Annotated in this window: 19 protein-coding genes; 8 read left to right on the top strand and 11 right to left on the bottom strand. The window is 71.6% G+C overall.

Translation table 11 applies throughout. The annotated features are described in order from the left end of the window. The first annotated feature begins 483 nt into the window (after positions 1-483). Positions 484-1560, top strand: coding sequence for a methyltransferase domain-containing protein (locus ABT053_RS37470; RefSeq protein ID WP_350975823.1), 1077 nt, complete (start codon positions 484-486; stop codon positions 1558-1560). A gap of 49 nt (positions 1561-1609) precedes the next feature. Here the strand turns inward: ABT053_RS37470 and ABT053_RS37475 are convergent, their stop codons facing one another. Further along, on the bottom strand, positions 1610-3901 hold the full coding sequence (locus ABT053_RS37475; RefSeq protein ID WP_350975915.1) for a sigma-70 family RNA polymerase sigma factor: 2292 nt from the start codon (positions 3899-3901) through the stop codon (positions 1610-1612). 48 nt (positions 3902-3949) lie between these two features. Next, on the bottom strand, positions 3950-4282 hold the full coding sequence (locus ABT053_RS37480; protein WP_350975824.1) for a YciI family protein: 333 nt from the start codon (positions 4280-4282) through the stop codon (positions 3950-3952). A gap of 300 nt (positions 4283-4582) precedes the next feature. Here ABT053_RS37480 and ABT053_RS37485 point away from each other — a divergent pair, with 300 nt between their 5' ends. After that, complete coding sequence (locus tag ABT053_RS37485) at positions 4583-5347, top strand: DUF998 domain-containing protein (protein ID WP_350975826.1); 765 nt, start codon at positions 4583-4585, stop codon at positions 5345-5347. A gap of 117 nt (positions 5348-5464) precedes the next feature. Here the strand turns inward: ABT053_RS37485 and ABT053_RS37490 are convergent, their stop codons facing one another. Beyond that, a complete protein-coding gene (locus ABT053_RS37490) occupies positions 5465-6100 on the bottom strand; it encodes a DUF998 domain-containing protein (protein WP_350975828.1) in 636 nt (211 codons plus the stop codon). Positions 6101-6656: 556 nt separating this feature from the next. Here ABT053_RS37490 and ABT053_RS37495 point away from each other — a divergent pair. From ABT053_RS37495 to ABT053_RS37505, 3 genes are all read left to right on the top strand, one after another. After that, positions 6657-7472, top strand: a complete 816-nt coding sequence (locus ABT053_RS37495; RefSeq protein ID WP_350975830.1) for an SAM-dependent methyltransferase — start codon at positions 6657-6659, stop codon at positions 7470-7472. A gap of 359 nt (positions 7473-7831) precedes the next feature. After that, positions 7832-8437: a gluconokinase gene (locus ABT053_RS37500; protein ID WP_350975832.1), complete on the top strand. Its 606-nt coding sequence runs from the start codon at positions 7832-7834 to the stop codon at positions 8435-8437. Beyond that, positions 8434-9807 carry a GntP family permease gene (locus ABT053_RS37505; protein WP_350975834.1) on the top strand — a complete coding sequence of 458 codons (1374 nt, stop codon included), beginning with the start codon at positions 8434-8436 and terminating at the stop codon, positions 9805-9807. Before ABT053_RS37500 ends, ABT053_RS37505 begins: the two co-directional genes overlap by 4 nt. A 69-nt stretch (positions 9808-9876) precedes the next feature. On the opposite strand, the gene ABT053_RS37510 is transcribed toward ABT053_RS37505, so the two are convergent. Both ABT053_RS37510 and ABT053_RS37515 read right to left on the bottom strand, forming a co-directional pair. After that, the gene (locus ABT053_RS37510; protein ID WP_350975836.1) at positions 9877-11790 is read right to left on the bottom strand and encodes an FUSC family protein; all 1914 of its coding nucleotides are present in this window, start codon (positions 11788-11790) and stop codon (positions 9877-9879) included. Positions 11791-11803: 13 nt separating this feature from the next. Beyond that, positions 11804-12598: an SDR family NAD(P)-dependent oxidoreductase gene (locus tag ABT053_RS37515; protein WP_350975837.1), complete on the bottom strand. Its 795-nt coding sequence runs from the start codon at positions 12596-12598 to the stop codon at positions 11804-11806. A gap of 181 nt (positions 12599-12779) precedes the next feature. Between ABT053_RS37515 and ABT053_RS37520 the strand changes: the two genes are divergently transcribed. Further along, positions 12780-13382, top strand: a complete 603-nt coding sequence (locus ABT053_RS37520) for an O-methyltransferase (RefSeq protein WP_350975839.1) — start codon at positions 12780-12782, stop codon at positions 13380-13382. A 144-nt stretch (positions 13383-13526) separates the two neighbouring features. Here ABT053_RS37520 and ABT053_RS37525 read toward each other — a convergent pair whose 3' ends face one another. Both ABT053_RS37525 and ABT053_RS37530 read right to left on the bottom strand, forming a co-directional pair. After that, positions 13527-14102, bottom strand: coding sequence for a carboxymuconolactone decarboxylase family protein (locus ABT053_RS37525; protein ID WP_350975840.1), 576 nt, complete (start codon positions 14100-14102; stop codon positions 13527-13529). Between the two features lie 190 nt (positions 14103-14292). Then, complete coding sequence (locus tag ABT053_RS37530; protein WP_350975841.1) at positions 14293-14883, bottom strand: phosphoribosylanthranilate isomerase; 591 nt, start codon at positions 14881-14883, stop codon at positions 14293-14295. Positions 14884-15620: 737 nt separating this feature from the next. Here ABT053_RS37530 and ABT053_RS37535 point away from each other — a divergent pair. After that, the gene (locus ABT053_RS37535) at positions 15621-16187 is read left to right on the top strand and encodes a response regulator transcription factor (protein ID WP_350975842.1); all 567 of its coding nucleotides are present in this window, start codon (positions 15621-15623) and stop codon (positions 16185-16187) included. A 114-nt stretch (positions 16188-16301) separates the two neighbouring features. Here ABT053_RS37535 and ABT053_RS37540 read toward each other — a convergent pair whose 3' ends face one another. From ABT053_RS37540 to ABT053_RS37555, 4 genes are all read right to left on the bottom strand, one after another. Next, the gene (locus ABT053_RS37540; RefSeq protein ID WP_350975844.1) at positions 16302-17417 is read right to left on the bottom strand and encodes a lysylphosphatidylglycerol synthase domain-containing protein; all 1116 of its coding nucleotides are present in this window, start codon (positions 17415-17417) and stop codon (positions 16302-16304) included. A 268-nt stretch (positions 17418-17685) separates the two neighbouring features. After that, positions 17686-18642: a UbiA prenyltransferase family protein gene (locus tag ABT053_RS37545; protein ID WP_350975846.1), complete on the bottom strand. Its 957-nt coding sequence runs from the start codon at positions 18640-18642 to the stop codon at positions 17686-17688. A gap of 19 nt (positions 18643-18661) precedes the next feature. Beyond that, the gene (locus tag ABT053_RS37550) at positions 18662-19708 is read right to left on the bottom strand and encodes an NAD-dependent epimerase/dehydratase family protein (protein ID WP_350975848.1); all 1047 of its coding nucleotides are present in this window, start codon (positions 19706-19708) and stop codon (positions 18662-18664) included. Next, a complete protein-coding gene (locus ABT053_RS37555) occupies positions 19702-21009 on the bottom strand; it encodes an aspartate aminotransferase family protein (protein ID WP_350975849.1) in 1308 nt (435 codons plus the stop codon). The genes ABT053_RS37550 and ABT053_RS37555 overlap by 7 nt, the downstream gene beginning before the upstream one ends. A 544-nt stretch (positions 21010-21553) precedes the next feature. Here ABT053_RS37555 and ABT053_RS37560 point away from each other — a divergent pair. Beyond that, on the top strand, positions 21554-22576 hold the full coding sequence (locus ABT053_RS37560) for an aldo/keto reductase (RefSeq protein WP_350975851.1): 1023 nt from the start codon (positions 21554-21556) through the stop codon (positions 22574-22576). Positions 22577-22842: the final 266 nt, after the last annotated feature.

Consider the following 22842-nt stretch of genomic DNA (forward strand, 5'->3'; position numbering starts at 1 on the left):
CGGCACATGCCCCACCTGCCACCGCGACATACCCGCCACCGCCGTACGACCAGAACACCACCCACCCGAACCAACCTAACGAAGTACTACTAGGACCCCCTCACCGTCCGCCACACACTTCACGGCGATAAAGCGACACGACGACACGACACCCGGCACACCGGCCGTTCTCCCACGCCAGGCTCCAGCGCCGGGTCCCGGTACACCACCGGCAAAGCCCCTGCCGAAGCACCCGTGGCCGTGCCGCTGAAGAGCGTCCCTATCCCGTTGCGTACGCGGCTCCGGTAGCTAAGATTCTCGGCATGACGTATTCGTTCTTCTTCAACCTGCGCTGACCCCCCGTCGGCGAAGCGAGGCAGACCCCGTCGTCGACGACGCGGGGCGGCGAGGCGCCGTCCCGGGCTGACGTGGGAGAAGAACGATCACTATGCGCATTCGCGCGAGTTTTCTCACCGCACCGCGTCCCAGCGCCCTCGCCGTCTCGTGACGGCGGCGCGCCTGGTGGCGCGGTGCGTTCACGGGCTGGAATCGACGGTCGCGGCCGAGATACTCCAGCTCGGACTCGGAACGGTCACCCATCTGGGGCATCGCGAAGTCCACTTCCGCACGTTCTCGTCGGGACCGCGAGCGCTCGGCCTGAGCACGGCGGACGACGTGTTCCTGCTCGCCGCGCAGCGGCCCGACATCGGCACGACCAAGCGTGACCTCACCGTGCTCGCCCGGCTCGCCGACACCGCCGACATCGGCGCGCTGATGCGGCTGCGGGAGGAGCAGGGAGGTTCCGGCGCGGTCACCGGGGTCGAGGTGTCGGCGTCGTTCCTGGGCAGGCGTACCTTCAACCGGTACGACGCCGAGGACGCCGTCGGCCAGGTCCTGGCACGGCGGCTGGGGATCGGCTACCACTCGCGGCGGGCGGGCGTCGGACCCCCGCCCGCGCACAGCGGGTGGCGGCTGACCCTCGACGGCACGCGGGCCACCCTCATGCTGAGGATCACCGACCGGCCCCTGCACCGGCGTGCCTACAAACGGCACTCCATCCCGGGGACCCTGCATCCCCCGCTGGCCGCCGCGATGGTGCGGATGGCCGACATCCACCCCGGGCAGACGGTCCTGGACCCCTGCTGCGGCGCGGGAACCCTGCTGATCGAGGCCGGGCTCCACCAGCCGCGTGCCCGTTTCCACGGCTTCGACCTGGCCGCGGAGTCGTTGCGGGCGGCGAAGGAGAACGCGGCGGGGCTGCCGATCTCCATCGACCGGGCCGACGCCGGTCACCTGCCGCTGCCGGGCGGCGGCGTCGACCGCGTCCTGTGCAATCCACCCTGGAACGGCCAGGTCGCCGCGCGGGGCCGGCTCTCGGGCTCCTCCTCGCACTGGTGGGCGGAGCTGCGCCGCGTCCTGGCGCCCGGTGGCATGGCCGTGGTCCTGCTCCCCGACGCCGGTGACATCGCGGCCGGGATCGGGCGGCGGTTCGTCCCGCTGCGCGTGCAGCGGGTCCGGGTCTCCGGCGCGCAGCCCTTCCTCGTCCAGTTCGCGGCGCCCGGCGAGCCAGGGGGGTCGTGAGGAGCGGGGACGCGTGCCGCGGGGTCCGTCCGGCGGGAGGGACGGACCCCTAGCGGGTTCTGAGCTGGTCGAGGGTGTGGCCGGTGGCCCGCTTGAACAGGTATTCGGCCCGTTCGTAGGAGAGCCTGCGACGGCCGGTCTCCGGACACAGGTCGCCGGGTGCCGGGGGCCGGCCGGGGCCGGGCCTGCGGTCGGACAGGAAGAGCGGGCCCCGGCGACGGCCCGCGACGAGGTACGGGAGGAGTTCGGCGGTCCCGGAGCGCCAGTGCACCCAGCCGGATCCGGTGGCCACCTTCCCGCGCCTCCCGGCCAGGTCGAGATCCTCGACGTTGAGCGAGAGCACGTGGCCCGTCCCGGCCGCGCTCTCGTGGAGCAGCAGCCACAGGGCGCGCTCGCGCGGAGCGATGTCCGGACGCTCCCAGAGCGCCTCGACCTGCGGCCGGTCCATGGGACGGGTGCGCCCCCGGGGTTCGGGCCTGCGCCCGATCCCGGCGGCCAGGTCACCGGGCACTCCACCACCCGGGCCGTCGACAGAGCCGCCGCCCACGCTGCCGACCGGGCCGCCGCCCTGGTCAAGGACCGGATCACCGACCGGTGAACCCTGATCGGCGGCCGACACCCCTGGGGCGTCGGCCGACGAACCCCGGGCGACGGTCGGCGGCCCCCCAGCGGCGGTCGCCGGCTCCTGGGCGGCCGGCTCCTGGGCGGCCGACAAGCCCTCGCCGCCGGTCGACGGTCCCCGGCCAGCAATCGACTCCTGGGCGGCGGCGGCCCAGGCGCAGAAGGAGCGGACGGCCCCTCGGTGGCGGTTCCACGTGGCGGGAGCCGCGTCCCCCCACGCGGCACCGAAGATCTCCGCGACCCGCGCGGCGGTCACGTCCGGCAGCGGGATGTCGTCACCGAGGTCGCGGCGCAGCCGGTTCATGGTCTGGCGGTAGGAGCGGACGGTCGCGGCGTCCAGGTCGTCACGGGCGAGGAAGGCGTCAGCGGCCTCGGCCAAGGTGACGACCGCCCTCGGCGTACCCCTTCCCGCTCCGGCCGTTTCCCGCGCGGTGATGTCGGCGCAGGCCGCGGCGCGGCCCGTGAGGATGGCGCGCTCCGGGCCGTTGAGGGTGAGGGCGGCGGCGCGCTCGAACTCCCGCCGTGCCTCGTCGTGGCGGCCGAGCCTGGCCAGCAGATCACCGCGCACGCTGGGCAGGCGGTGGTAGCCCTTGAACACCGGCTCGCCGACCAGCGTGTCGACGAGCGCCAGACCCGCCTCCGGGCCCCGGGCCATGGCGAGCGCGACCGCGCGGTTGAGCTGCACGACGGGAGTGGGCAGCACCCGGGCGAGCGCCTCGTAGAGGGCGGCGATCTGCGCCCAGTCGGTCTCCTCCGCCGTACGGGCCCGCGCGTGGCAGGCGGCGATGGCGGCCTGCAGCACGTACGGGCCGAAGGGCGCGGCGCACTGCCTGGCGCGCAGCAGGGCCGTGAACCCCCGGCGGATGAGGAGCTGGTCCCAGCGCCCGCGGTTCTGCTCGTGCAGCGCGACGGGCTCCCCCGACGCTCCCGTCCTGGCGGCCGACCGCGACGCCTGGAGCTCCATCAGCGCGACCAGGCCGTGCACCTCGGCCTCGCCGGGCGCGAGTCCGGCCAGCAGGCGGCCCAGGCGCAGCGCCTCCCGGCATAGGTCCTGGCGCATCAGGTCGTCGCCGGCGCTCGCCGCGTACCCCTCGTTGAACACCAGGTAGACGACCCCGAGGACCGACGACAGGCGCGCCTCCCGGTCCGGGCCCTCCGGGACCTCGAAGGGGATCTTGAGGGCGGCGAGGGTGCGCTTGGCCCGGACGACGCGCTGCGCGACGGTCGGCTCGGAGACGAGGAACGCGCGCGCGATCTCCTCGGTGCGCAGCCCGCCGAGCAGCCGCAGCGTCAGGGCCACCCGGGACTCCGCGGGCAGCGCCGGGTGGCAGGAGACGAACATCAGGCGCAGGACGTCGTCGCCCACCTCGCCGTCGAGGGCCGCGTCGATGTCGTCCTCGGCGGTCCTCGCAGCCCCGGGGACCCCGGCGGTCTCCTGCCCGGTGGCGAGGTCGTGGGCGAGCCGCTCGTGCCGGAGACCGAGCCGTTCCTCGCGGCGCAGGTGGTCGATGGCGCGGCGCTTGGCGACGGCCATCAGCCAGGCGCCCGGGTTGTCCGGTACGCCCGCCTCCGGCCACTGTTCGAGGGCGGCGAGGAGCGCGTCCTGCGCGAGCTCCTCGGCCAGCCCCACATCGCCCACCATCCGGACGAGCCCGGCGACGATCCTCGCCGACTCCATCTTCCAGACCGCGTCGACCGCGCGGTGGGCGTCCCCGGACATCACGCGCTCGATCAGAGCACCCTCCGGACCGGGTACGCAAGCGCCCGGTCAGTCCTCCGGGCCGAAGACCTGCTGGATGTTCCCCTCGCCGTCGCCGACGATCTTCCAGAAGCCCCGGGCCAGCTCGACGGCCTCCTCCTTCGAGCGCGCCTCGACGAGCGCGAAGCTGACGATCGCCTCCTTGGCCTCGGTGAACGGCCCGTCGGTGACGGTGATCTCGCCGCCGGAGGACGAGATGTGGGTGCCGGCCGGGTCCAGGCCGCCGGTCGCCAGCAGCACTCCCGCCCTGGTCATCTCCTCGACGAAGGCGGCCATCTCGGCGTGCATCGCCTCGGTCGGGGGTGCCATGTCGCCGCCCATGGTCGTCATCAGGAATCGCATCGCCATATCTCCTTCGGGTGGTCAGGGACCGATCCTCGCCGGTCCTCGGCTACGCGTCGAACGGACCGGCCGGAAATCGACACGCGCCGCCCGACCTGGGCGGCGGCCCGATGTGACAGGGAATGCGATGTGACAGGGAATGTGGGTCCGTTCCAGGTAATCGCAGCTCAGGGGCGTGATGGAGGCGCGCCGGAGGGGAGGCGTCGATTCCCGGCCGGTCCGTTCGACGCGTCAGCGAGGCCGGGCGAACCGGCGGACCGAGAACGGCGACGGACCTCCGTCGCGCCGAGAGGAACAGACATGACCGCCATCCGGCCCGGCACCGCCACCGGTTCCACCGACTTCCCCAGCTCCCCCGACTCCACCGGCTCTGTCAGCTCCACTGACTCCATCAGCTCCACCGGCGCCACCGTCACCCGCCCCGTCACCGGCTCCGTCACCCCCGCGACGCGCGTGCTGCTCGCCTGCTCCGTCGCCGCCGCTCCCCTATTCGCGGTCGTGTCGCTGGCGCAGGCCTTCACCCGCGAGGGGTTCGACCTGACGCGCCACCCCCTGAGCATGCTCGCCACCGGCGACCTCGGCTGGCTCCAGATCGCCACCTTCCTGATCAGCGGCGCCCTGACGGTCGCCGGGGCCGTCGGCCTGCGCCGCGTCATGCGCGGCACGCCCGGCGGTACGTGGGCGCCCCGGCTGATCCTGGTCAACGGCGTCACGATGGCCGCCGCCGGAGTCTTCGTGATGGACCCGGCCGACGGATTCCCGGCGGGCACTCCCCTGGGCCAGACGGGCACGTTGAGCTGGCACGCGCTCATGCACCTGGTCGCCGGGTCCATCGCGTTCACCGCCCTCATCGTCGCCTGCTTCGTCCTGGGCCGCCACTTCTCCCGCGCCGGTCGCCCCGGTTTCGCCGCGGCCTCGCGGTTCAGCGGCCTGGTCTTCGCCCTCGGCGACGGCTGGGCGATGTCGGGCGGGCGGGCCGGTTCCCTGACCCTGGCCGTCGGCGCGATCACCGCGATGGTGTGGATCTCCGTGGTGGCGGCCGACAAGCGGGCCGCGCTCCGCTAGGCCGTACGCTCCGTCAGGCCGTACGCCACACTCCACCGGGACCGCCTGCACGGGCCGGGGCTCCCTCGTGACGCGAGGGAGCCCCGGCCTTTCCCGTTCCCGTACGGGCTTCCGGCTCTAGGTACGGCCGGCGACGGCCGCGTCCGGAAGGCCGCGCATCACGCGGAGCGCCAGAGCCGCCACGAACGCGAACAGGACCGCCGACGCGAGCAGCAGCCGCACGCTGAGGCCCTCCGGATCGGGCCACGCGGTGAGCGCCAGGGCCGCCACGGCGGTCACGACGCACACCGCGACCCAGCCCCACCACCCGAGCGCGGCGAACCGGCGGGCGAACACCAGGCACCCCACCGTCATCCCGCCGACCGCCAGCATCGGCCCGAGCCCGTGCACGGCACCGTGCCAGCTGATCTCGGGTGCCCCGGCCGGCGCGCCCGGCGGGTATCCGGCGCCCGCGTCGGTGACGAAGACCCCGCCCACGACCAGCCCGGCCCCGAGGAGACCGACCAGCAGTGGACCCCAGGTGCCGCTCCGGCCGGGACGCAGCGCCCGCCACATGCCGGCCGCGCAGGCCACGTACAGCACGCCGGTTACGGTGAAGTTGACGATCTGGATCCATCCCAGATCCCCGAGACTCAGCAGGCTGATCGGGTGGTGGCCCAGGTCGTACCCCTCGCGGGTGAACGCCTGGATCAGCACCACCGCGACGAACAGCGGGCCTGCGACGACGCCGCACGCCAGCAGTTTGTACTTCACGGCTCTGTCTCCTCGCCGGGCACCCCTGCGGCGCCACTCGGCGGAGACGTCGGAGCCGTCGGCCCCGTTCCGGACACCCGTTTCTCACCGCTTCTCACCGCCTCCCGGGAGGCGGTCATCCGCCGTACGCGCTCGGCCGGACCCGTGGGATCCCGTCCTCGGGTCGCGCATTCATTACGGCAAAAGTCCCGCGCCGCGCGAACGCCTTTTGGGCGCCTGCGATGTCGTATATTTCGTTCCAATACTCCGCCGCCTCCACCGTGAGGCGAACGAGTCGCGGGTCCGGAGGAATGCAGTTCCCGAGGAGAGACGGGCGAAGGGCGAGGAGCGGCGGGCGTTCGCGTGCCGCAGCGACGGCGCCGCACCCGGATCGCCGCCTTTCCCGTGCTCCGGAGAGCGTGGGAGGTTCATCCCTCTCCATCACCCGGAATAGCAGTTACGCGCTAGTTTCGCGATGACTGTAGATGAGTAGTTGATTTGCCTCGAACATCGCGTTTGTGATCCACTACCTCCCGTCCCATTCGATGCGAATACCTCATGAACGGATCCCGCCCCCATGAGTACCTCTCGCGAATCCGACTGGCAGCCCGTGGAACTCGATGCCGACCGGCCGCATTCGGCCCGTATCTGGAACTACTGGCTCGGCGGGAAGGACAACTACCCCGCCGACCGCGAGGCCGGGGACATGGTCGAGGGGCTCATCCCCGGCATCGTCGACTCGGCCCGCGCCGACCGGGCGTTCCTCGGCCGCTGCATCAAGCACCTCGTCACCGACGCGGGGATCCACCAGTTCCTCGACATCGGCACGGGCCTGCCCACCGCCGACAACACGCACGAGGTGGCGCAGCGGCTCGCCCCGGAGTCCCGGGTCGTCTACGTCGACAACGACCCGCTGGTCCTGGTGCACGCCCGCGCCCTGCTCGTCAGCAGCCCCGAGGGCGTCACCACCTACATCGACGCCGACCTGCGCGACCCCCACCACATCCTGCGGGCTGCGGCGGAGACCCTCGACTTCACCAAGCCCGTCGCGCTGATGTTGCTGGGGATCCTGCACCACCTCACCGACGACGGCGAGGCCAGGAAGGTCGTACAGGAACTGGTCGACGCCGTCCCCTCGGGCAGTCACCTGGTGATCGCGCACGCCACCGCCGAGGTGCACGGCGACGCCATGCACGAGGCGATGCGGCGGTTCATGGAGCGGGGCGGCACCCCGATCGTGGCGCGCGACCGCGACCACCTCGCCTCGTTCTTCGACGGCCTGGAGCTCCTGGAGCCCGGCGTGGTCTCCTGCTCGCGGTGGCGCCCGGAACACACCCCGTGGGGCGAGCCCGCGGAGGTCTCCCAGTTCTGCGGCGTCGCCCGCAAACCCTGACGCGCCCCCGCCCCTTCCGGGTTCCCCCTTCGAGGGCCGTACCCTCGTCCGGGCCCCCCGGCCCCGCCTGACGATCTTTCCTCGCCCCGGCTCCCCGGCCCGCCTGACGGCCCGCGCGGAGCCGGGGCTTTCCGCGTTCCGGCACCTGACCGGCGGCGAGGTCACCCGACGCGACCAGCGTGCCGAGTTTATTCGGGGCGCTCCGGTGCAGTCTCATAGGCGTCCGGTCGCCCTCATGGCGAATAAACATCCCAAATAGGGACAAAGTAGTACAAAATATGATTTATCAATGTTAACCCTGGGTGCAGATCACTGATCCAGTCAGGCTGTCGCGAAGATCGACATGGGAGGCCCTCTCCATGAACCCCGCTCAGGATCCCGCCGCACCACCCCCCGGCGCCGCGCTGCTCGTCGTCATGGGGGTGACCGGTTCCGGAAAGACCACCGTGGGCGCCGCCCTCAGCCAGCGGCTACGGCTGCCGTTCGCCGACGCCGACGACTTCCACAGCGAGGCCAACGTCGCCAAGATGTCGGACGGGATCCCCCTCGACGACGAGGACCGGCTGCCCTGGCTGCGCTCGATCGGCGCCTGGCTCGCCGAGCACGCCGCCACCGGCGGCGTGGCGAGCTGCTCCGCGCTCAAGCGGAGCTACCGCGACATCCTGCGCGAGGCCGCACCGACGGTGACCTTCGTCCACCTCCACGGCGACATGGACGCCGTACGCCGGAGAGTGGCCGGCCGGGCCGGGCACTTCATGCCCGCCTCGCTGGTCGAGTCGCAGTACAAGACCCTGGAGCCCCTGGAGCCCGACGAGCAGGGGATCGTCCTCGACTTCGCCAAGCCCGTCGGCGAGCTCGTGGACGCCTACCTCGCCGCGACGGATCAGACGACTGCTCAGACGACGACGGCCACGCCGAACCGGGACGCGGGCAAGGACGACGACGAGGCCGGGAGCGCGAGGTGAGCCCCCTCCTGACCGCGCTCGCCGAGCCCGCCGCCACCTCCCCCGGCAGGCTCGTCCCCGCCGCGCTCGTCGGCATCGCGCTGATCGTCGTGCTGATCACGTACTTCAAGCTGCACCCCTTCCTGAGCCTCACCCTCGGCTCGCTCGCGGTCGGGGCCGTCGCGGGCCTCGCGATGACCGACACCATCGCCGCCTTCACCGACGGGTTCGGCAGCACCGCGGCCGGTGTCGGCACGCTCATCGCGCTCGGCGCGATGTTCGGCAAGCTGCTCGCCGACTCCGGCGGGGCCGACGAGATCGTGGACACGATCGTCGGCCGGTCCAGCCCCCGCTCCCTGCCCTGGGCGATGGCCGCGGTGGGCGCGCTGATCGGCCTGCCGATGTTCTTCGAGATCGGCCTCGTACTGCTGATGCCGGTCATCTTCCTGGTCTCGCGCCGCTCCGGCGTCTCGCTGATCCGGGTGGGCATCCCCGCGCTCGCGGGCCTTTCCGTGATGCACGGGCTCGTCCCCCCGCACCCGGGACCGCTCGTCGCCATCGACGCGCTCAAGGCCGACCTCGGCATCACGCTGGGCCTGGGCGTGCTCATCGCGATCCCGACCGTCGCCATCGCCGGTCCGCTGTTCTCCAAGTACGCGGCCCGCTGGGTGGACGTGCCGGCACCGGAGCTCTACGAGGCCCGGACCCCCGACGAGGACACCCGGCGGCCGTCGTTCGGCGTCACCCTCGCCACCGTGCTGCTGCCGGTCGTGCTGATGATGGGCAAGGCCCTCGCCGACATCCTCGTCCCCGAGGGCAACGTCCTGCGCACCGTGCTCGACTTCCTCGGCACGCCGCTGGTGGCGCTGCTCATCGCCGTCATCGTGGCGATGTTCACCCTGGGCCTCGGCGCGGGCATGGACAGGAAGGCGGTCGCGAAGTCCCTGGAGCAGTCGCTGCCGCCGATCGCGGGCATCCTGCTGATCGTGGCCGCCGGCGGCGGTTTCAAACAGACGCTGATCGACACCGGGATCGGCGACCTCATCGCCACCTGGGTGGAGAACAGCGGCCTGTCGGTGCTGCTGCTCGCCTGGCTCGTCGCCGTGCTCATCCGGCTGGCCACGGGCTCGGCGACCGTCGCGACCGTCACGGCCTCGGGGATCCTCGCCCCGCTGGTCGCCAACCTCAGCGTCGGGGAGACCTCGCTGCTCGTGCTCGCCATCGGCGCGGGCTCGCTGTTCTTCTCCCACGTCAACGACGCGGGCTTCTGGCTGGTCAAGGAGTACTTCGGGCTCACCGTGGGCCAGAACATCAAGACCTGGTCGGTGATGGAGACGATCATCTCGGTGACCGGCCTGGTGTTCGTCCTGCTGCTGAGCCTGTTCCTATAACCCTCGTTCACAGGTCACAGGCCCTCGTTCGCAGGCACCCGTCACAACCCTCGCGCGGCGCGGTGCCGGTCAGCCCCGGCGGTCACCCGACACCGTGTCGCGCAGGCTCCGGACCGCGGAGTGGACCCGCTCCAGGGCCTCCTCGACGCAGAGCCCGGGGTCGCCGGGGTCGTTTCCCTCGCGGATGTCCCCGGCGATGTCCTCCAGGCGGTCCGCGAGTGCCCGTACGGCCGCCTCCGACGGTGGCGGCGCGCCGCGCTCGGTGCGCGCGACGGTGACGGCGATCGCGTCGGCCACCTGTTCCAGCGCGGCCATCGCGGGCATCCAGGTGGTGACGCGGCGGCTGATCACGGGCGGTTCTGCCATGGCCCGCTGGAAGACCGTCCGCAGGTCGCCCAGGGCGTCGTACACCCCGCGGCGCAGCCGCGCCCGGCCTGCGTGTCCCGCGTCGAACGCGTGCCGCAGGTAGTTCGCGGTGGCCGCCACCGTGTCGGCGAGCCTCGGCCCGACCGGCGCCTCCCAGCTCGCCGGCCACGGCAGGTAGCCCAGCACCAGGACGATCACGCATCCGATCAGCGTGTCCAGCATCCGGATCCTGCCCAGGTCGGGGCCTCCGTGGGTGAGCAGGTCCACCAGGAGCAGGACCAGCGCCGCCTGGAAGGTCGACATCAGCCCCCAGTTGCGTTGCAGGCCGTACGGCATGAGCGCCGCGCACACCGCGATGGGGACCAGGAGCAGCGGGCCGTACGGCACCAGGACGAGCACGAGGGTGCCGACGAGCGCGCCCACGACGGTGCCGAGGGCGCGCTGCACAGCTCGCGCGAACACCGACCCGAAGTCGGGCTTGAGCACCAGCGCGACGGTGAGCATCATCCAGTAGGACCGTTCGAGCAGGCCGGACGCGCTGAACGCGGCGGCGACGCCCATGCAGAGCGCGAGCCGGACCGTGTAGACGCGGACGAGGTGGCCCCGCCACATCTGCTCCAGGACGGCCAGGATGCGGGAGCGGTAGCCGACCGGTTCGTAGGGCAGCTGGTCCGCCGCGACGTCGCCGCCGGACACCAGCTCGACGGCCCCCCGCACGGCGGAGCAGAGGGCGAGCACGGCGGGCGAGCCGAGCTCGCGGGGCGGCGTCCGGGGCGCGGGCCCACCGGCGAGCGCCCCGGCGACGGCCCTGACGGCGGACGCGGCCCCGGCTGGCGGCTCGCGTCCCTCGTAGCGCAGCGAGAGCAGCGCGTTACGGATGAGCGAGGCCTGGTTCAGCAGGGCGACCAGGCGGGTGCGGCCGGGGTCCAGCCCCGCCGCCGGGGAGCGGGCGCCGAGCACGACGTCGTAGCCGCGCTTGAGAGCGGTGTCGAACGCCGCCAGCGCGGGGGCGTCGTGCTCGGAGAACAGCCGGTCGAGAGCCCGGTAGACCTCGATCACGGCGCCCCGTTCCGGCGCCCGGGGATGGAACGGCCAGTCGGCGACCGCCAGCGCGATCACCCACAGCACGCCCAGCAGGAACGCGAGCGCGTTCGCCCCCGACGCCCCCGGCAGCCCTATACCGGTGGCGATCACCGTCATCACCAGCAGCTGCAGCCCGGCCGCCGAGCCAGTGGCCCCGCCCGTGCTGACGAGCGCGGACACCACCGCGACGGCCACCACGACCGGCACGATCCACCAGCCGTGGCCGCGCGCCGCGGACCCGACGAGATACCCCAGCGCCCCGGCGGCACCGGCCGCGCCCATCAGGACGATCCTGACCCGGTACGGGCCGCCCCGGTCGGCGATCCCGGCGTTGATCGCGCCCAGGGCGGGCAGCAGGCCGGCCGTGACGTTCCCCGAGGCGAACCCCAGCAGGAGCGGGACGGTCACCGCCACGGCCAGGCGCAGCATCGGCCACCACCGCAGCGGCGCGGGCGCGGGCCGCACCGTCTCGACCAGCCAGCCGGGTGCGGCGTCGGTCAGCCGTCCGGCGGCCCGCCGGAAGAGCGGGGGCATCGGATCGCCGTGCTCAGGGGAGGATGGCGTCGACGTATCCCCCGTCGACGCGCAGGGCGCCGCCCGTGGTGGCGGAGGCCTGCGGGGAGCTGAGGTAGACGACCATGTTGGCGATCTCCTCCGGCTCGATCAGCCGCTGCAGGAGCGACTGCGGGCGGTGCTCGCGCATGAAGGCGCGCTGGGCCTCCTCCCAGGGCAGGTCCCGGTCGACGAGCCCGTAGACGAAGTCCTCCACGCCGCCGGTGTGGGTGGGACCGGCGATGACGGAGTTGACGGTGACGCCGCTGCCCGCGGCCTTCTTCGCGAAGCCGCGCGAGACGGCGAGGAGGGCGGTCTTGGACATCCCGTACTGGATCATCTCGATGGGGGTGACGATCGCGGAGTCGCTGGCGATGTACTGGACGCGGCCCCAGGAGCGCGCCGTCATCCCCGGCAGGTAGGCGCGGGTGAGACGGACCGCCGACAGGACGTTCACCTCGAAGTAGCGGCGCCACTCGTCGTCGGTGATCTCCAGGGCGTCCCTCGACTCGAAGATCCCGAGGTTGTTGACCAGGATGTCGACGTCCGGCAGGAGGTCCACCGCGCGCTCCGCGCCCTCCTCGGTGGCGAGGTCGGCGGCGAGCGGGACGACCCGCGCCCCGGGGACCTGCGCGCGCAGCGCGTCGGCGGCGGCCTCGACCTTGTCGGGCTTGCGGCCGTTGACGGCGACGGTCGCGCCCGCCCGCGCGAGACCGGTGGCGATGGCCGCCCCGATGCCCTGGGTGGATCCGGTGACCAGCGCCGTCTTACCGGTGAGATCGATGTGCATGCGTCACGTCCTTGGCACCCGGCGCGCGGCCGCCCACAGGTGCGGGCGCCGCACGACCAGGCGATATGTCGTCCAGCTGATCCGGTGTTCGTTCCCGTGTCCGCCGGGGCGGAACGTGCGGACAGTGATCGTTTTCGCGAAACGGACCCAGGCGATCACGATTTTTCCTGATAATGCCCTCATGTCACCGCTGGGCACCGAGGCGTACCGGACCGAAACCGGCCTCCCGCCGCTCGTGGCGCGCGCGGTCGCGGCGGCCGAGCGGCACGGGTTCGCGTTCTCCTGCCTGCCCGAGCAGGGCCGCCTGCTGCGCGCCCTCGCGGGCGGCGCCGCCCACCGGATCGCCGAGACGGGAACGGGGTACGGGGTGGGCCTGGCCTGGCTCGCCACCGGAGCGCGGCCCGGGGTCGAGATGGTGAGTGTCGAGCGGGACGAGCATCAGGCGAGGGTCACCGCCGAGCTCTTCGCCGGGGTCCCGGGGGTCCGCGTCCTGCACGCCGACTGGACCGAGGTGTACGCGCACGGGCCCTACGACCTCCTGGTGCTGGACGGGGGTGGCCAGGGCAAGAACGGCGAGGCCGCCGCCGATCCGGAGCGGCTCCTCACCTCCGGTGGCGTGCTGGTCGTCGACGACTTCATGCCGTCTGCCACCTGGCCGCCCGAGCATCTCGGTCGGCCCGACTCCGCCCGCGTGCACTGGCTGGAACATCCGGCGCTCCGCGCCGTCGACCTCCCGCTGTCCGGGAACCTCAGCACCGTCGTCGGGGTCCGCCGCCCCCGCTGACCGTCTCCCGGCCGTGCTGACCGTCCCTGGCCGCGCTGACCGCCCCGCCCCGCTGACCGTCCCCGGCCGCGCTGAGCGTCCGCATCCGCGCTGACCGTTCCCGCCCACGTCAACCGTTCCCCGGCCGTGCGGGCCGGTCCGGGTTCACCCGCCGGCGCCGTGACCGTGGTCCTCCCAGGCGAAGGCGTGGAACGGCGGGTCGAGGGGGGCGTCGATCAGGCGGTTGGCGAAGGTCGAGATCGTGTACGCGCCGACGCCGAGGACGACCTCCAGGGCGTTCCGCGCGCTGTGGCCCGCGTCGAGGAACGCCCGCGTCTCCTCGTCGCCGACCGCGCCGCGACGGTCCATGACGGCGACGGTGAACGACCGCAGCGCCTCCGAGCGCGCGTCCGGGAGGGGCCTGCCCGTCCGGAGCGCCTCGACGAGCTCGGGCGGGGCCTCCAGCCCGACCAGCGTGGCGGTGTGCATCGCGACGCAGACGTGGCAGCCGTTGCGGGTGGCGACCGTCATGACGACGATCTCGCGGTCGACCGGGGCGAGGGTGCTCTGCTCGAAGGCGGCGCTCGCCGCGAGGAAGCCCTTGAGCAGCTGCGGGGAGGTGGCCATCCGGCCGACCGGCGTGGGGACGTGGCCGAACTTCCGCCGTACGCCCTCGATGGTGGCGCGGGCCTCGGGCGGGGCGCTCTCGGCGGTGTGCGTGACGAAGACGGCATGGGACATGGGGGCCTTCTCTCTTGTTCTCCGGGTCCTCGGACGCGGGCTGCGCGATCGCACTCAGGGCAATGTCGTCAACGAGGTTGTCTATATAGTAAAGACGGTTGACGACTTTGGCAACGCCGGCCCGGGCCGAACAAACGCCGACCCGGGCCGGACACCGGCCCGGCGAGCCCGGCGAGCCCGGCCGCGGCGCTCAGCCGCCGCGGGCGGCGGCGACGAAGTCCCTGATGAGAACGGAGTCCTTCACCCCGGGCGCGACCTCGACCCCGCTCGACACGTCGACCCCCCAGGGCCGGGCGGCGGCGATCGCCTGGGCCACGTTCGACGGGGCCAGCCCACCGGCCAGCATCCAGCGGCCCTCCGGGCGCCCGCGCACGGCCGCCCAGTCCCACGGCTCCCCCGACCCCGGCCGGGGCGCGTCGACGATGAGCAGGTCCTCGTCGAGGGCGCCGCAGCGCAGGTCGGTGCTCGCGGCCCCGGCGCGCACCAGCGTGACCCCGAGGTCCTTCAGCGCGAGGAAGTCCTCGTGCGGGTGGTCGCCGTGCAGCTGGACGGCGCGCAGCCCCGCCTCCAGCGTGGCCGCCCTCACCTCCTCGGAGGGCTCGCCCGCGAACACCCCCACGGTCAGCACGTGCGGGGGGACCGCCGAGGCCAGCTCCCGCGCCCGCGCGGGGGTGACCCGCCGCGAGCTCCTGGTGAGGACGAACCCGATGGCGTCGGCTCCCGCCTCGACGGCGGCCGTCACATGTCCGGGCTCGCGCAGCCCGCAGATCTTCACGTACACCCTGTGTACGGTAGCCCGTCCCGCACCCGCGACGGCCCTCGACGACGGCCGACGGCACTCAGTTGCCCCCGACGGCCCCCGGCGGACTTTCCCGCCTCCGGATCACCCTTGACATCATCCGCCACAAATGTTGAATCTATAGAGGTCAGAGAGCGCTCTCCCACCCAAGGAGGAACTCGGGGGCACACGATGCGGCGATCGTCCCGCCCGGCGACCGCGGCGGACATCACGAGAGAACATTCCGGACGGCGACCCCCGCACGGTCGCCCACCCGCGCGATATCGGTTACGGCCCATCCCAAACAAATATGCGCGTCCCTTATCGCCACCCTGTCGAGTACATTCTGACAAGGAGGCGTTCGCGGGTCGTTCCACCGACCGCGAAATACGGCCCGACCTCCGATCTGAAACCGTACGACCGCGACCACGACAGCCGCTAAGGCACTGATACGTAACCCTCTTAGGGACGACCGTAAACTTCACAAAACACAACCGGGCACCTCGAAGCGAGGCGCCGTCCGCATGCTGGACGAGTTTAGTTCCGTTATTGCAACATCTTGACCTTGTGCCCATAATGAACGAGTGGAGCGATATCCGCCCAAACAATCGGGGGCCGGAGTGATAGGACAAAATCGAGGATCGGGCGTCAAGATTGCACATCAAAAGCTTAACGTCGGAATAGTCTGCGAGAATGAAATACTTCGTTTCGGACTGAGGGTAGCCCTCACCGACCTCAAGGTGGTCGAGAGCCTGAGGGAGCTCCGGCCCAACAACGCGACATCCGTGAACGAGACGTTCAGGTCTCTCGACGTCGTCATGGTCTCCTACACGGAGTGGGCGACGGCCCAGCGGGTCGTCTCCGCCGCCCACGCCTCTGACGTGCGGGTTCTCGCCTTCATCGACGACACGAGCGCCAAGGATCCCGAGAAGCTGGTGTCCCTGCGGCCCGACGGGTTCATCCTGCAGCGCGAGCTGAACAAGAACACGCTGGAGGAGGCACTGGTCAAGGTGTCACGGAGCGAGACGGCCGTTCCCGCCGAGATCATCTCGGAGGTCTTCGACTCGGCGGCCCGCGTGCTGAAGACGTCACACCTGCGCTTCATCGAGCTGACGTCGAGGGAGAAGTCGGCCCTCGAACTCCTCGCCGACGGCCTCAGCAACAAGGAGATCGCGAAAAGTCTCAACATTTCCCTGCACGGCGCGAAACGTCTTGTCGGCAATATACTCCTCAAGCTTAATTGTCCCAACAGAACCCAGGCCGTCGTTCTCGCGATGCGTTACGGTCTGGTCGGCGAAAGAAAATAGTACGGCTTTCCGGATGAGCCCTCCGCAGCGGGCTTTCCCATCCGATCTTTCCGAATGACGACTTTCCCGCACGGGACTACTCGGGGGGTGACACGCTTTCCGTGCGGGTCCGGATCAGGGGGTGGCACCCACCCCCTTTTCCCGTTCCGGCGCTCGTGCCGGCGTCAGGGGACGGCTCTCCCCCGGTGAATCCTCCGATGATTCCCGCGGTTCCTGCGGTTCCCGTGCCTCCCGTTCCTCCCGTGGTTGCCCCGATGCCGGGGAAACCTCGGACAAGGACGACGGCGGGCCGGGAACCGCTCCCGGAGATTGTGCCCTCCCCTTCTCGGCCCGCACCCGCAGCTGGGCGACCCCGAGCACGGCGGCCGCCAGGCCCACCTCGCTGACGGTGCACACCAGCCGGCTGGTGAGCACGATGGTGCCCGCGACGGGGAGGGGCAGCACCGTCGTGAGGGCCGCCAGCAGGATCGCCTCGCGGACGCCGAGGCCGTCGGGGACGAGCACCATGAGGTGGCCCGCCACGACGGCCAGGCCGAAGGAGCCCACGCATATCACGTACGACCGCAGCGGCGGGGCGCCCGCCGCGACGGCGAGGAACCAGAGGTGATGGCCGGAGACCAGCCAGGAGAGCGTCTGCAGGACGATCGACAGGCGCACGGCCCGGTCCGACGTCCTGGTGAGCGGCCCGGGGCGCCGCAGCACCCGGGCGGCGGCGGTGGCGACGCGGTGCGTGAGATCCGGGCGGACGACGCACGCGACGACCGGTACCGCCGCCAGCCCCATCCACGCGCCGTGCTCGCCGAGGAGGGCCGGCGCCGCGACCAGGCCCGTCGTGAGCCCCGTCAGGGTTCCGACGACTATGTTGACCACGTAGACCGTCGCCGTCCTCGCCGGTGGGATGCCGCTCGCCTTTCCCATCTGGATGTTGGCGAGAAGCGTCCAGACCCGGCCGGGCACGAACTTGGTCATGAACCCCACGAAGTAGATGCGGGCCACCGCCCACATCCCGACCGGTGCCCCGCCGCCGACGATCAGCGCCCGCCACGACAGCATGCCGAGCAACAGCCCGGCCGCGTTGGCGACGAGCCCGGCGCCGACCAGCGCGAGCGCCCTCGGCTCCGCGAGGGCGGCGAGCAGCGACCAGTCCTGCTCACCGACCGTCACGGCGACGAACGCCACGACGGTCAGCACGGCCAGGAGCGTCAGTGCCAGGCGAATCTTTTTGATCATCTTCTCACCGACGGAGCCGGCCGGACGTACGGGCGTACGCGAAGGAACGGACGGCCGTGGAGGGACGCACGATCGCGCACGGACGCACGATGATCGCGAGCGGACGCGCGATCGGAAGCGGACACGCGCTCGGAAGCGGACACGCGCTCGGAAGCGGACACGCGCTCGCGGACGGACGCGCGCTCGGAAGCGGACGCGCGATCGCGAGCGGTCGTCGCCGAAACCGGCGGCACGTCCCGGGACACGAGGTCGCCGAACCCGTCGGGGATCACGGCAGCCACCCCGCGCCCGCCACGTGCCCGGTGACCACCAGGCCCGCGAGCAGCGCGGCGGTCAGCAGGGCGGTGAGGACGATCGCCCGGTCGCGCAGCAGCGCGCGCACCGGGTCTCCCCCGGCTCGGTGGACGGCGAGGATCTGCAGGTACCGGAAGAGGCCGAAAAGGCCGAGGGGGGTGAGCAACAGCGCCGCCAGGTCGTCGAAGCCGGTCGCGGACGGGGTACGGCTGAGGAAGAACAGGAACGCCACCGCGGTCAGGCCCGCGCTGAGGGTGAGCATCTGATCGATCAGGCCGGGCGAGTATCCCGCCAGCGCCGGCCGGTGGGTGGCCCCCGAGTCCTCCAGCTCCCTGCGGCGCTTCCCGAGGATCAGCATGAGGCAGAGGAAGAACACGCACAGGAGCAGCCAGGTCGACGGCGTCACGTCGACGGCCCGGTACCCGGTGACGATGCGCAGCTCGAAGCCGAGCACCACGACGAAGAGGTCGAGGAGCGGCACGTGCTTGAGCCAGGTGCTGTAGAGGACGTTCAGTACTAAATAGCCCGCGACCGGCCAGGCCAGCCGGGGGACGACCAGGACGAGCAGCGTGGCCAGGACCCCGGCGAGGACGCAGCCGAAGGCGGCGGCCAGCGCCACCGAGACGTGCCCGGCCGCGATCGGGCGGCCGCACTTGACCGGGTGGCTGCGGTCGCGCTCCCGGTCGGCGATGTCGTTGCCGATGTAGACGAGGGCCGACGCCAGGGTGAAGACCACCACGGCGACGGCGAGCCGCGCCACCGAGACCGCCGTCCAGGCCGCGGGTGCCACCAGGGGAAGCGGTACCACCAGCAGGTTCTTCAGCCACTGGTGGGGCCGTACGAGAACGAGCAGGTCACGCGACCGGCTCCGGCGCGACGACGCCGGGGGGACGGCCAGTGCCGGTGGCAGTTCCAGCGGTGTGCTGGACATACCTCACCTCCGGGAACGCTCAGAAGAAGACCTTGGACAGTGCGAGCACACCCTGGCTCCAGGGGTCCCTGCTGGTACGGCCGGTGGCGCGGCTCCCCGATTCGGCCCGGTTGCGCCGCCACCAGTCGTAGGTGCCCAGGATGGCGTCCCGGTTGGAGAGGCGGGGGGTGAACCCGAGCCGCTCCCGTGCCTTGTCGGTGCTCACGTACGAGTCGGCGAGCAGCTTGTGCAGCAGCCTGCCGTACACCGGGGAGAGCCTGCAGCGCTCCAGGAGCCGCAGCGCCCCCACCGCCGGGCGGCCGGGCACCGAGATCACCCGCCTGCCGTGCCCCGCCGCGTCGAGCACCGCCTGGAAGTCCTCCCGGATGGTGCCGAAGCGCGCCGCGCCCAGGTTGTAGGTGTCGTTGGCGACGTCGTCGGGAGCGGCGATGACGGTCGTGACCGCGTCGACCAGGTCTTCGAGCCCGAGCATCTGGATGCGGACGTCACCGCGGCCGAGGACCGGGAAGTTGCGCCCCTCCTCGGCCCACTCGAAGAGCATCGAGAACAGGCCCATGCGCCCCGCGCCGAGGAACGTCTTGGGCCGCAGGACGCTCACGCACCGCCCGCCCGCGCGGTGCTTCTCGGCGATCTCCTCGGCTTCGGCCTTGGCCGCGCTGTAGGTGTCGACCGGTTCGCGGGGGTGGTCCTCCGTCGTGGGCACCGTCTTCGGCAGCCCGTACACCGCGGTGGAGGAGATGTGGACGACCCTGCGCACCCCGGCGGCGTCGGCCGCGCGCAGGACGGAGGCGGTGCCGTCGACGATGATGGACCGGATCTGCTCGGCGGGGTAGCTGGGGAGCGCCGCCGCGCAGTGCACGACCGTGTCCGCCCCCGCGAGGGCCTCCGACATCGCCCGCGTGTCGCGGATATCGGCCACGCGCGAGGTGAGACCGGGGGCGGGGGGGATCTCGCGCACGTCGATCCCGCACGGGGCGGCCCCGTCGGCGAGGAGGCGGCCGACCAGGTGCGAGCCGAGGATCCCCGCGGCTCCCGTCACCACCACGCGCGCGGAGGGGTTCACCACAGTGAGCTCACCTTCTCCTTGAGGAAGCGGGTCAGCAACCGGGGCAGTCCCTGCGCGAGGGTGGCGTCCAGCGCCTCCAGGAAACGCTCCATGTCGGCCGGTTCCGCCACGAGCGGCGGGCCCACGACCAGCGGGCTGCGGCCGTTGAGGGTGTAGTAGGCGTAGACGTCGTGCTCGTGGTAGAGCGCGTCGATCACGGAGCACGCGACGAGCTTCGTGCGCAGCTGCGGGTCCTTCAGGGGCGAGAACCTCCCGGCCAGGTCGAGCAGCCTGGGCCCGCCGGAAAGGAAGATCCCCCACAGGGCCCCGGACCCGCGGACCTCCTCGACGTAGTCGGGGTGGGATTTCTGGATGCGTTCGAGCCCCGGCCGCAGGACGCGGTCGAGGTCCCTGGCGCGCCCCGCGTAGTCGTCCTCGATCGCGATGTTGACGGCCTCGATGGCGGTGGCGGTCTCCTCGCCGAACCCGTAGTACGTGGTGCTGGTGCTCTGCATCAGGGCGTCGGACATGTTGTCGTACGCCTTGCGGAACACCGGCTCCCTGGTGATGAACGCGGATATCGAGGACTTCCCGCCGCCGAAGGACTTGGAGGTCGTCAGCACGTCGGGGACGAGGTCCGGGTAGCGCATGAAGTAGAAAAGGCTCCCGGTCTTTCCCCATCCGGTGTAGATCTCGTCGAAGACGAGGATGATTTTCTCCTCGGTGCAGATGTCCCGCACCCCGCGCAGGAACTCCTCCGAGCACCAGTTCATGGTCGAGGCGCTGAAAGGCTCGATGAGCAGGGCGTACACATCGCCGCGATGAGCCCGTACGGCGGCGCGGACCGACTCCAGGTTCCCGTACTCGAAGGTGACGATTCCCGGAATGGTGGGGAAGTCGAAACGGTTCTGCGTGCTGCCGGTCAGGCCGCCGGAACCCAGGAGCTTTCCGTGGAAACCGATGTCGGACCTGAGAATGGTGTTGCGGCGGCCACGATGGTATTTGTAGGCCATTTTCACGGCGCCCTCGACCGCCTCGGCCCCCGAGTTGGGAAAGAACGACATATTCAGGTCGCCGGGCAGGATCTGGGCGAGGTTGTATCCAAGGGCCGCGAGATAGGGCGAGAAGTAGGTCTTGTGGACCTCCATCCGGCGGTCCCGCTGGTACCTGGTACGGGCGGCCAGGATGCGGGGGTGGTTGTGGCCGTGGTTGAGCACCCCGACGCCACCGGTGAGGTCGAGGACGCGCCGGCCGTCCTTGAGGTGCAGGTACGCGCCCTCGGCGTGGTCGACCAGCTCGCGGCCGAAGCCGAACGAGGTCATCAGCGAAACCTGGCTGCGGTTGATGTACCGCCGGTACAGATCATGGATTTGACCGATACCAAGCTGTTCGGTCTGTTCCAGACTGAGAAGCTCGGACATGTGATTCCCTTCTCCACCGACGGCGTCCCCCGCCGAACCGGATCCGAACGCGGGCGCGTGAACGCACGCGAACGAGGCGGAGACCCGGTGAGGCCGAGGGGACGCGGAGCAAGAACGCGACGAATCGTCATGGTCGTGGCGGGCGTTTACGAGGTGCCGAGGCGCCGGGATGTAAGTGGTGATCCCGCGGACGTGCGATGCCCGGCGCTCGGAAACATCACCCGGCACCCGGCGAACCGGATATCCGACCCGTTGTGCAGCACCAAAAGCATGACCAACCACAATCCACCACGCGAGGTGCGAACGCTCGCTCGAAGGAGGTAGCCGTTCGGCCAGTCCCGCCGGAGAGACGACCCTTCCGATTTCCCTTTCGGGGTTGACCTGGAGCCCACTCCAGCGGGAAAAGTGGAACCCGTTGAATCCCGACGACCTTGGAGAGCGGACAATGAGGCGGATCATCGGTCGCAGCGGTATCGAGACCAGCGCGCTCGGCATGGGGTGCTGGGTGATCAGTGGCCCGTGGAAGGGCGGCGACGACCAGTTCGGCTGGGGCGCGGTGGACGACGACGAGTCGATCCGCACCGTCCACCGGGCCCTCGACCTCGGGGTGACCTTCTTCGACACCGCGAGCAACTACGGCGCCGGGCACAGCGAGACGGTGCTGGGCCGGGCTCTGGCGGGGCGCCGCGAGGAGGTCGTCGTGGCCAGCAAGTGGGGGTGGACCTTCGACGAGCGCACGCGCGAGGCCGGCGGCTCGGACGCCAGCCCCGCCTACCTGCGCGAGTGTCTTGAGGGGTCGCTCCGGCGGCTCGGCACCGACTACATCGACCTCTACCAGCTCCACATCAACGAGTTGCCGATCACCGAGGCGCTCGACCTGGTCGAGACGCTCGAGGACCTGGTGACCGACGGGCGGATCCGGTCGTACGGCTGGAGCACCGACAACGCCGAGCACGCCAGGGCGTTCGCGATCGCGGGGGCGCACTGCACCGCCATCCAGCACGACATCTCGGTGCTGCGGGACGCGGCCGACGTGATCGCGGTGTGCGAGGCGACCGGTCAGGCGAGCATCAACCGGGGCCCGCTGGCGATGGGCCTGCTCAGCGGCAAGTACAACGACGGCCGCACGGTGGGCCGCGACGACGTCCGCAGCCAGAACTTCGAATGGCAGATCTACTTCAGGGACGGCGCGATCGCGCCGGAGTGGCTGCCCCACATCGAGGCCGCGCGCGAGCTGCTCACCTCCGGCGGCCGTACGCTCGCCCAGGGCGCCCTCGCCTGGCTGTGGGCCCGGAGCGAGACGACGATCCCGATCCCCGGGTGCCGCACCGTCGCGCAGGCCGAGGAGAACGCCGGAGCGCTCCAGTTCGGGCCGCTTAGCCGGGACGAGTTCGACCAGCTGGAGGAGGTGCTGAAGGACGCGCGGACCGCCCCCGAGGCGAAGCCCCTCGGCGAGGAGGCCTCCTGACCGGCTGACCCCGTCCGGGCCGTGCGGGACACGGGGCGCACGGCCACCGCGGTGCCGGGCACGCACCGGCACCGTACGGGGCCAGCCGCACCGGCACCGCGTAGGACCGGCCGCACCGGCACCGCGTAGGACCGGCCGCACCGGCACCGCGCGGGGACGGCCGCACCCCGGCCGACGGGGTCAGCCGCACCGGCCGCACGGGGTCCCGCGCGGGGATGGCCGAACGGCTACCTCCTTCGAGCGAGCGTTGGCGCCTCGCGCGGGCG

Origin of the sequence: Streptosporangium sp. NPDC002524 (assembly GCF_040295985.1) — a bacterium.
Taxonomy (GTDB): domain Bacteria; phylum Actinomycetota; class Actinomycetes; order Streptosporangiales; family Streptosporangiaceae; genus Streptosporangium.

What these genes read in the sequence shown, in the direction of transcription:
- ABT053_RS37475 (WP_350975915.1), bottom strand. Translation starts at nt 3,901, where the DNA reads ATGTCCGGGGACGCCCACCGCGCGGTCGACGCGGTCTGGAAGATGGAG.
- ABT053_RS37480 (WP_350975824.1), bottom strand. Translation starts at nt 4,282, where the DNA reads ATGCGATTCCTGATGACGACCATGGGCGGCGACATGGCACCCCCGACC.
- ABT053_RS37485 (WP_350975826.1), top strand. Translation starts at nt 4,583, where the DNA reads ATGACCGCCATCCGGCCCGGCACCGCCACCGGTTCCACCGACTTCCCC.
- ABT053_RS37495 (WP_350975830.1), top strand. Translation starts at nt 6,657, where the DNA reads ATGAGTACCTCTCGCGAATCCGACTGGCAGCCCGTGGAACTCGATGCC.
- ABT053_RS37500 (WP_350975832.1), top strand. Translation starts at nt 7,832, where the DNA reads ATGAACCCCGCTCAGGATCCCGCCGCACCACCCCCCGGCGCCGCGCTG.
- ABT053_RS37510 (WP_350975836.1), bottom strand. Translation starts at nt 11,790, where the DNA reads ATGCCCCCGCTCTTCCGGCGGGCCGCCGGACGGCTGACCGACGCCGCA.
- ABT053_RS37515 (WP_350975837.1), bottom strand. Translation starts at nt 12,598, where the DNA reads ATGCACATCGATCTCACCGGTAAGACGGCGCTGGTCACCGGATCCACC.
- ABT053_RS37520 (WP_350975839.1), top strand. Translation starts at nt 12,780, where the DNA reads ATGTCACCGCTGGGCACCGAGGCGTACCGGACCGAAACCGGCCTCCCG.
- ABT053_RS37525 (WP_350975840.1), bottom strand. Translation starts at nt 14,102, where the DNA reads ATGTCCCATGCCGTCTTCGTCACGCACACCGCCGAGAGCGCCCCGCCC.
- ABT053_RS37540 (WP_350975844.1), bottom strand. Translation starts at nt 17,417, where the DNA reads ATGATCAAAAAGATTCGCCTGGCACTGACGCTCCTGGCCGTGCTGACC.
- ABT053_RS37545 (WP_350975846.1), bottom strand. Translation starts at nt 18,642, where the DNA reads ATGTCCAGCACACCGCTGGAACTGCCACCGGCACTGGCCGTCCCCCCG.
- ABT053_RS37555 (WP_350975849.1), bottom strand. Translation starts at nt 21,009, where the DNA reads ATGACCTCGTTCGGCTTCGGCCGCGAGCTGGTCGACCACGCCGAGGGC.
- ABT053_RS37560 (WP_350975851.1), top strand. Translation starts at nt 21,554, where the DNA reads ATGAGGCGGATCATCGGTCGCAGCGGTATCGAGACCAGCGCGCTCGGC.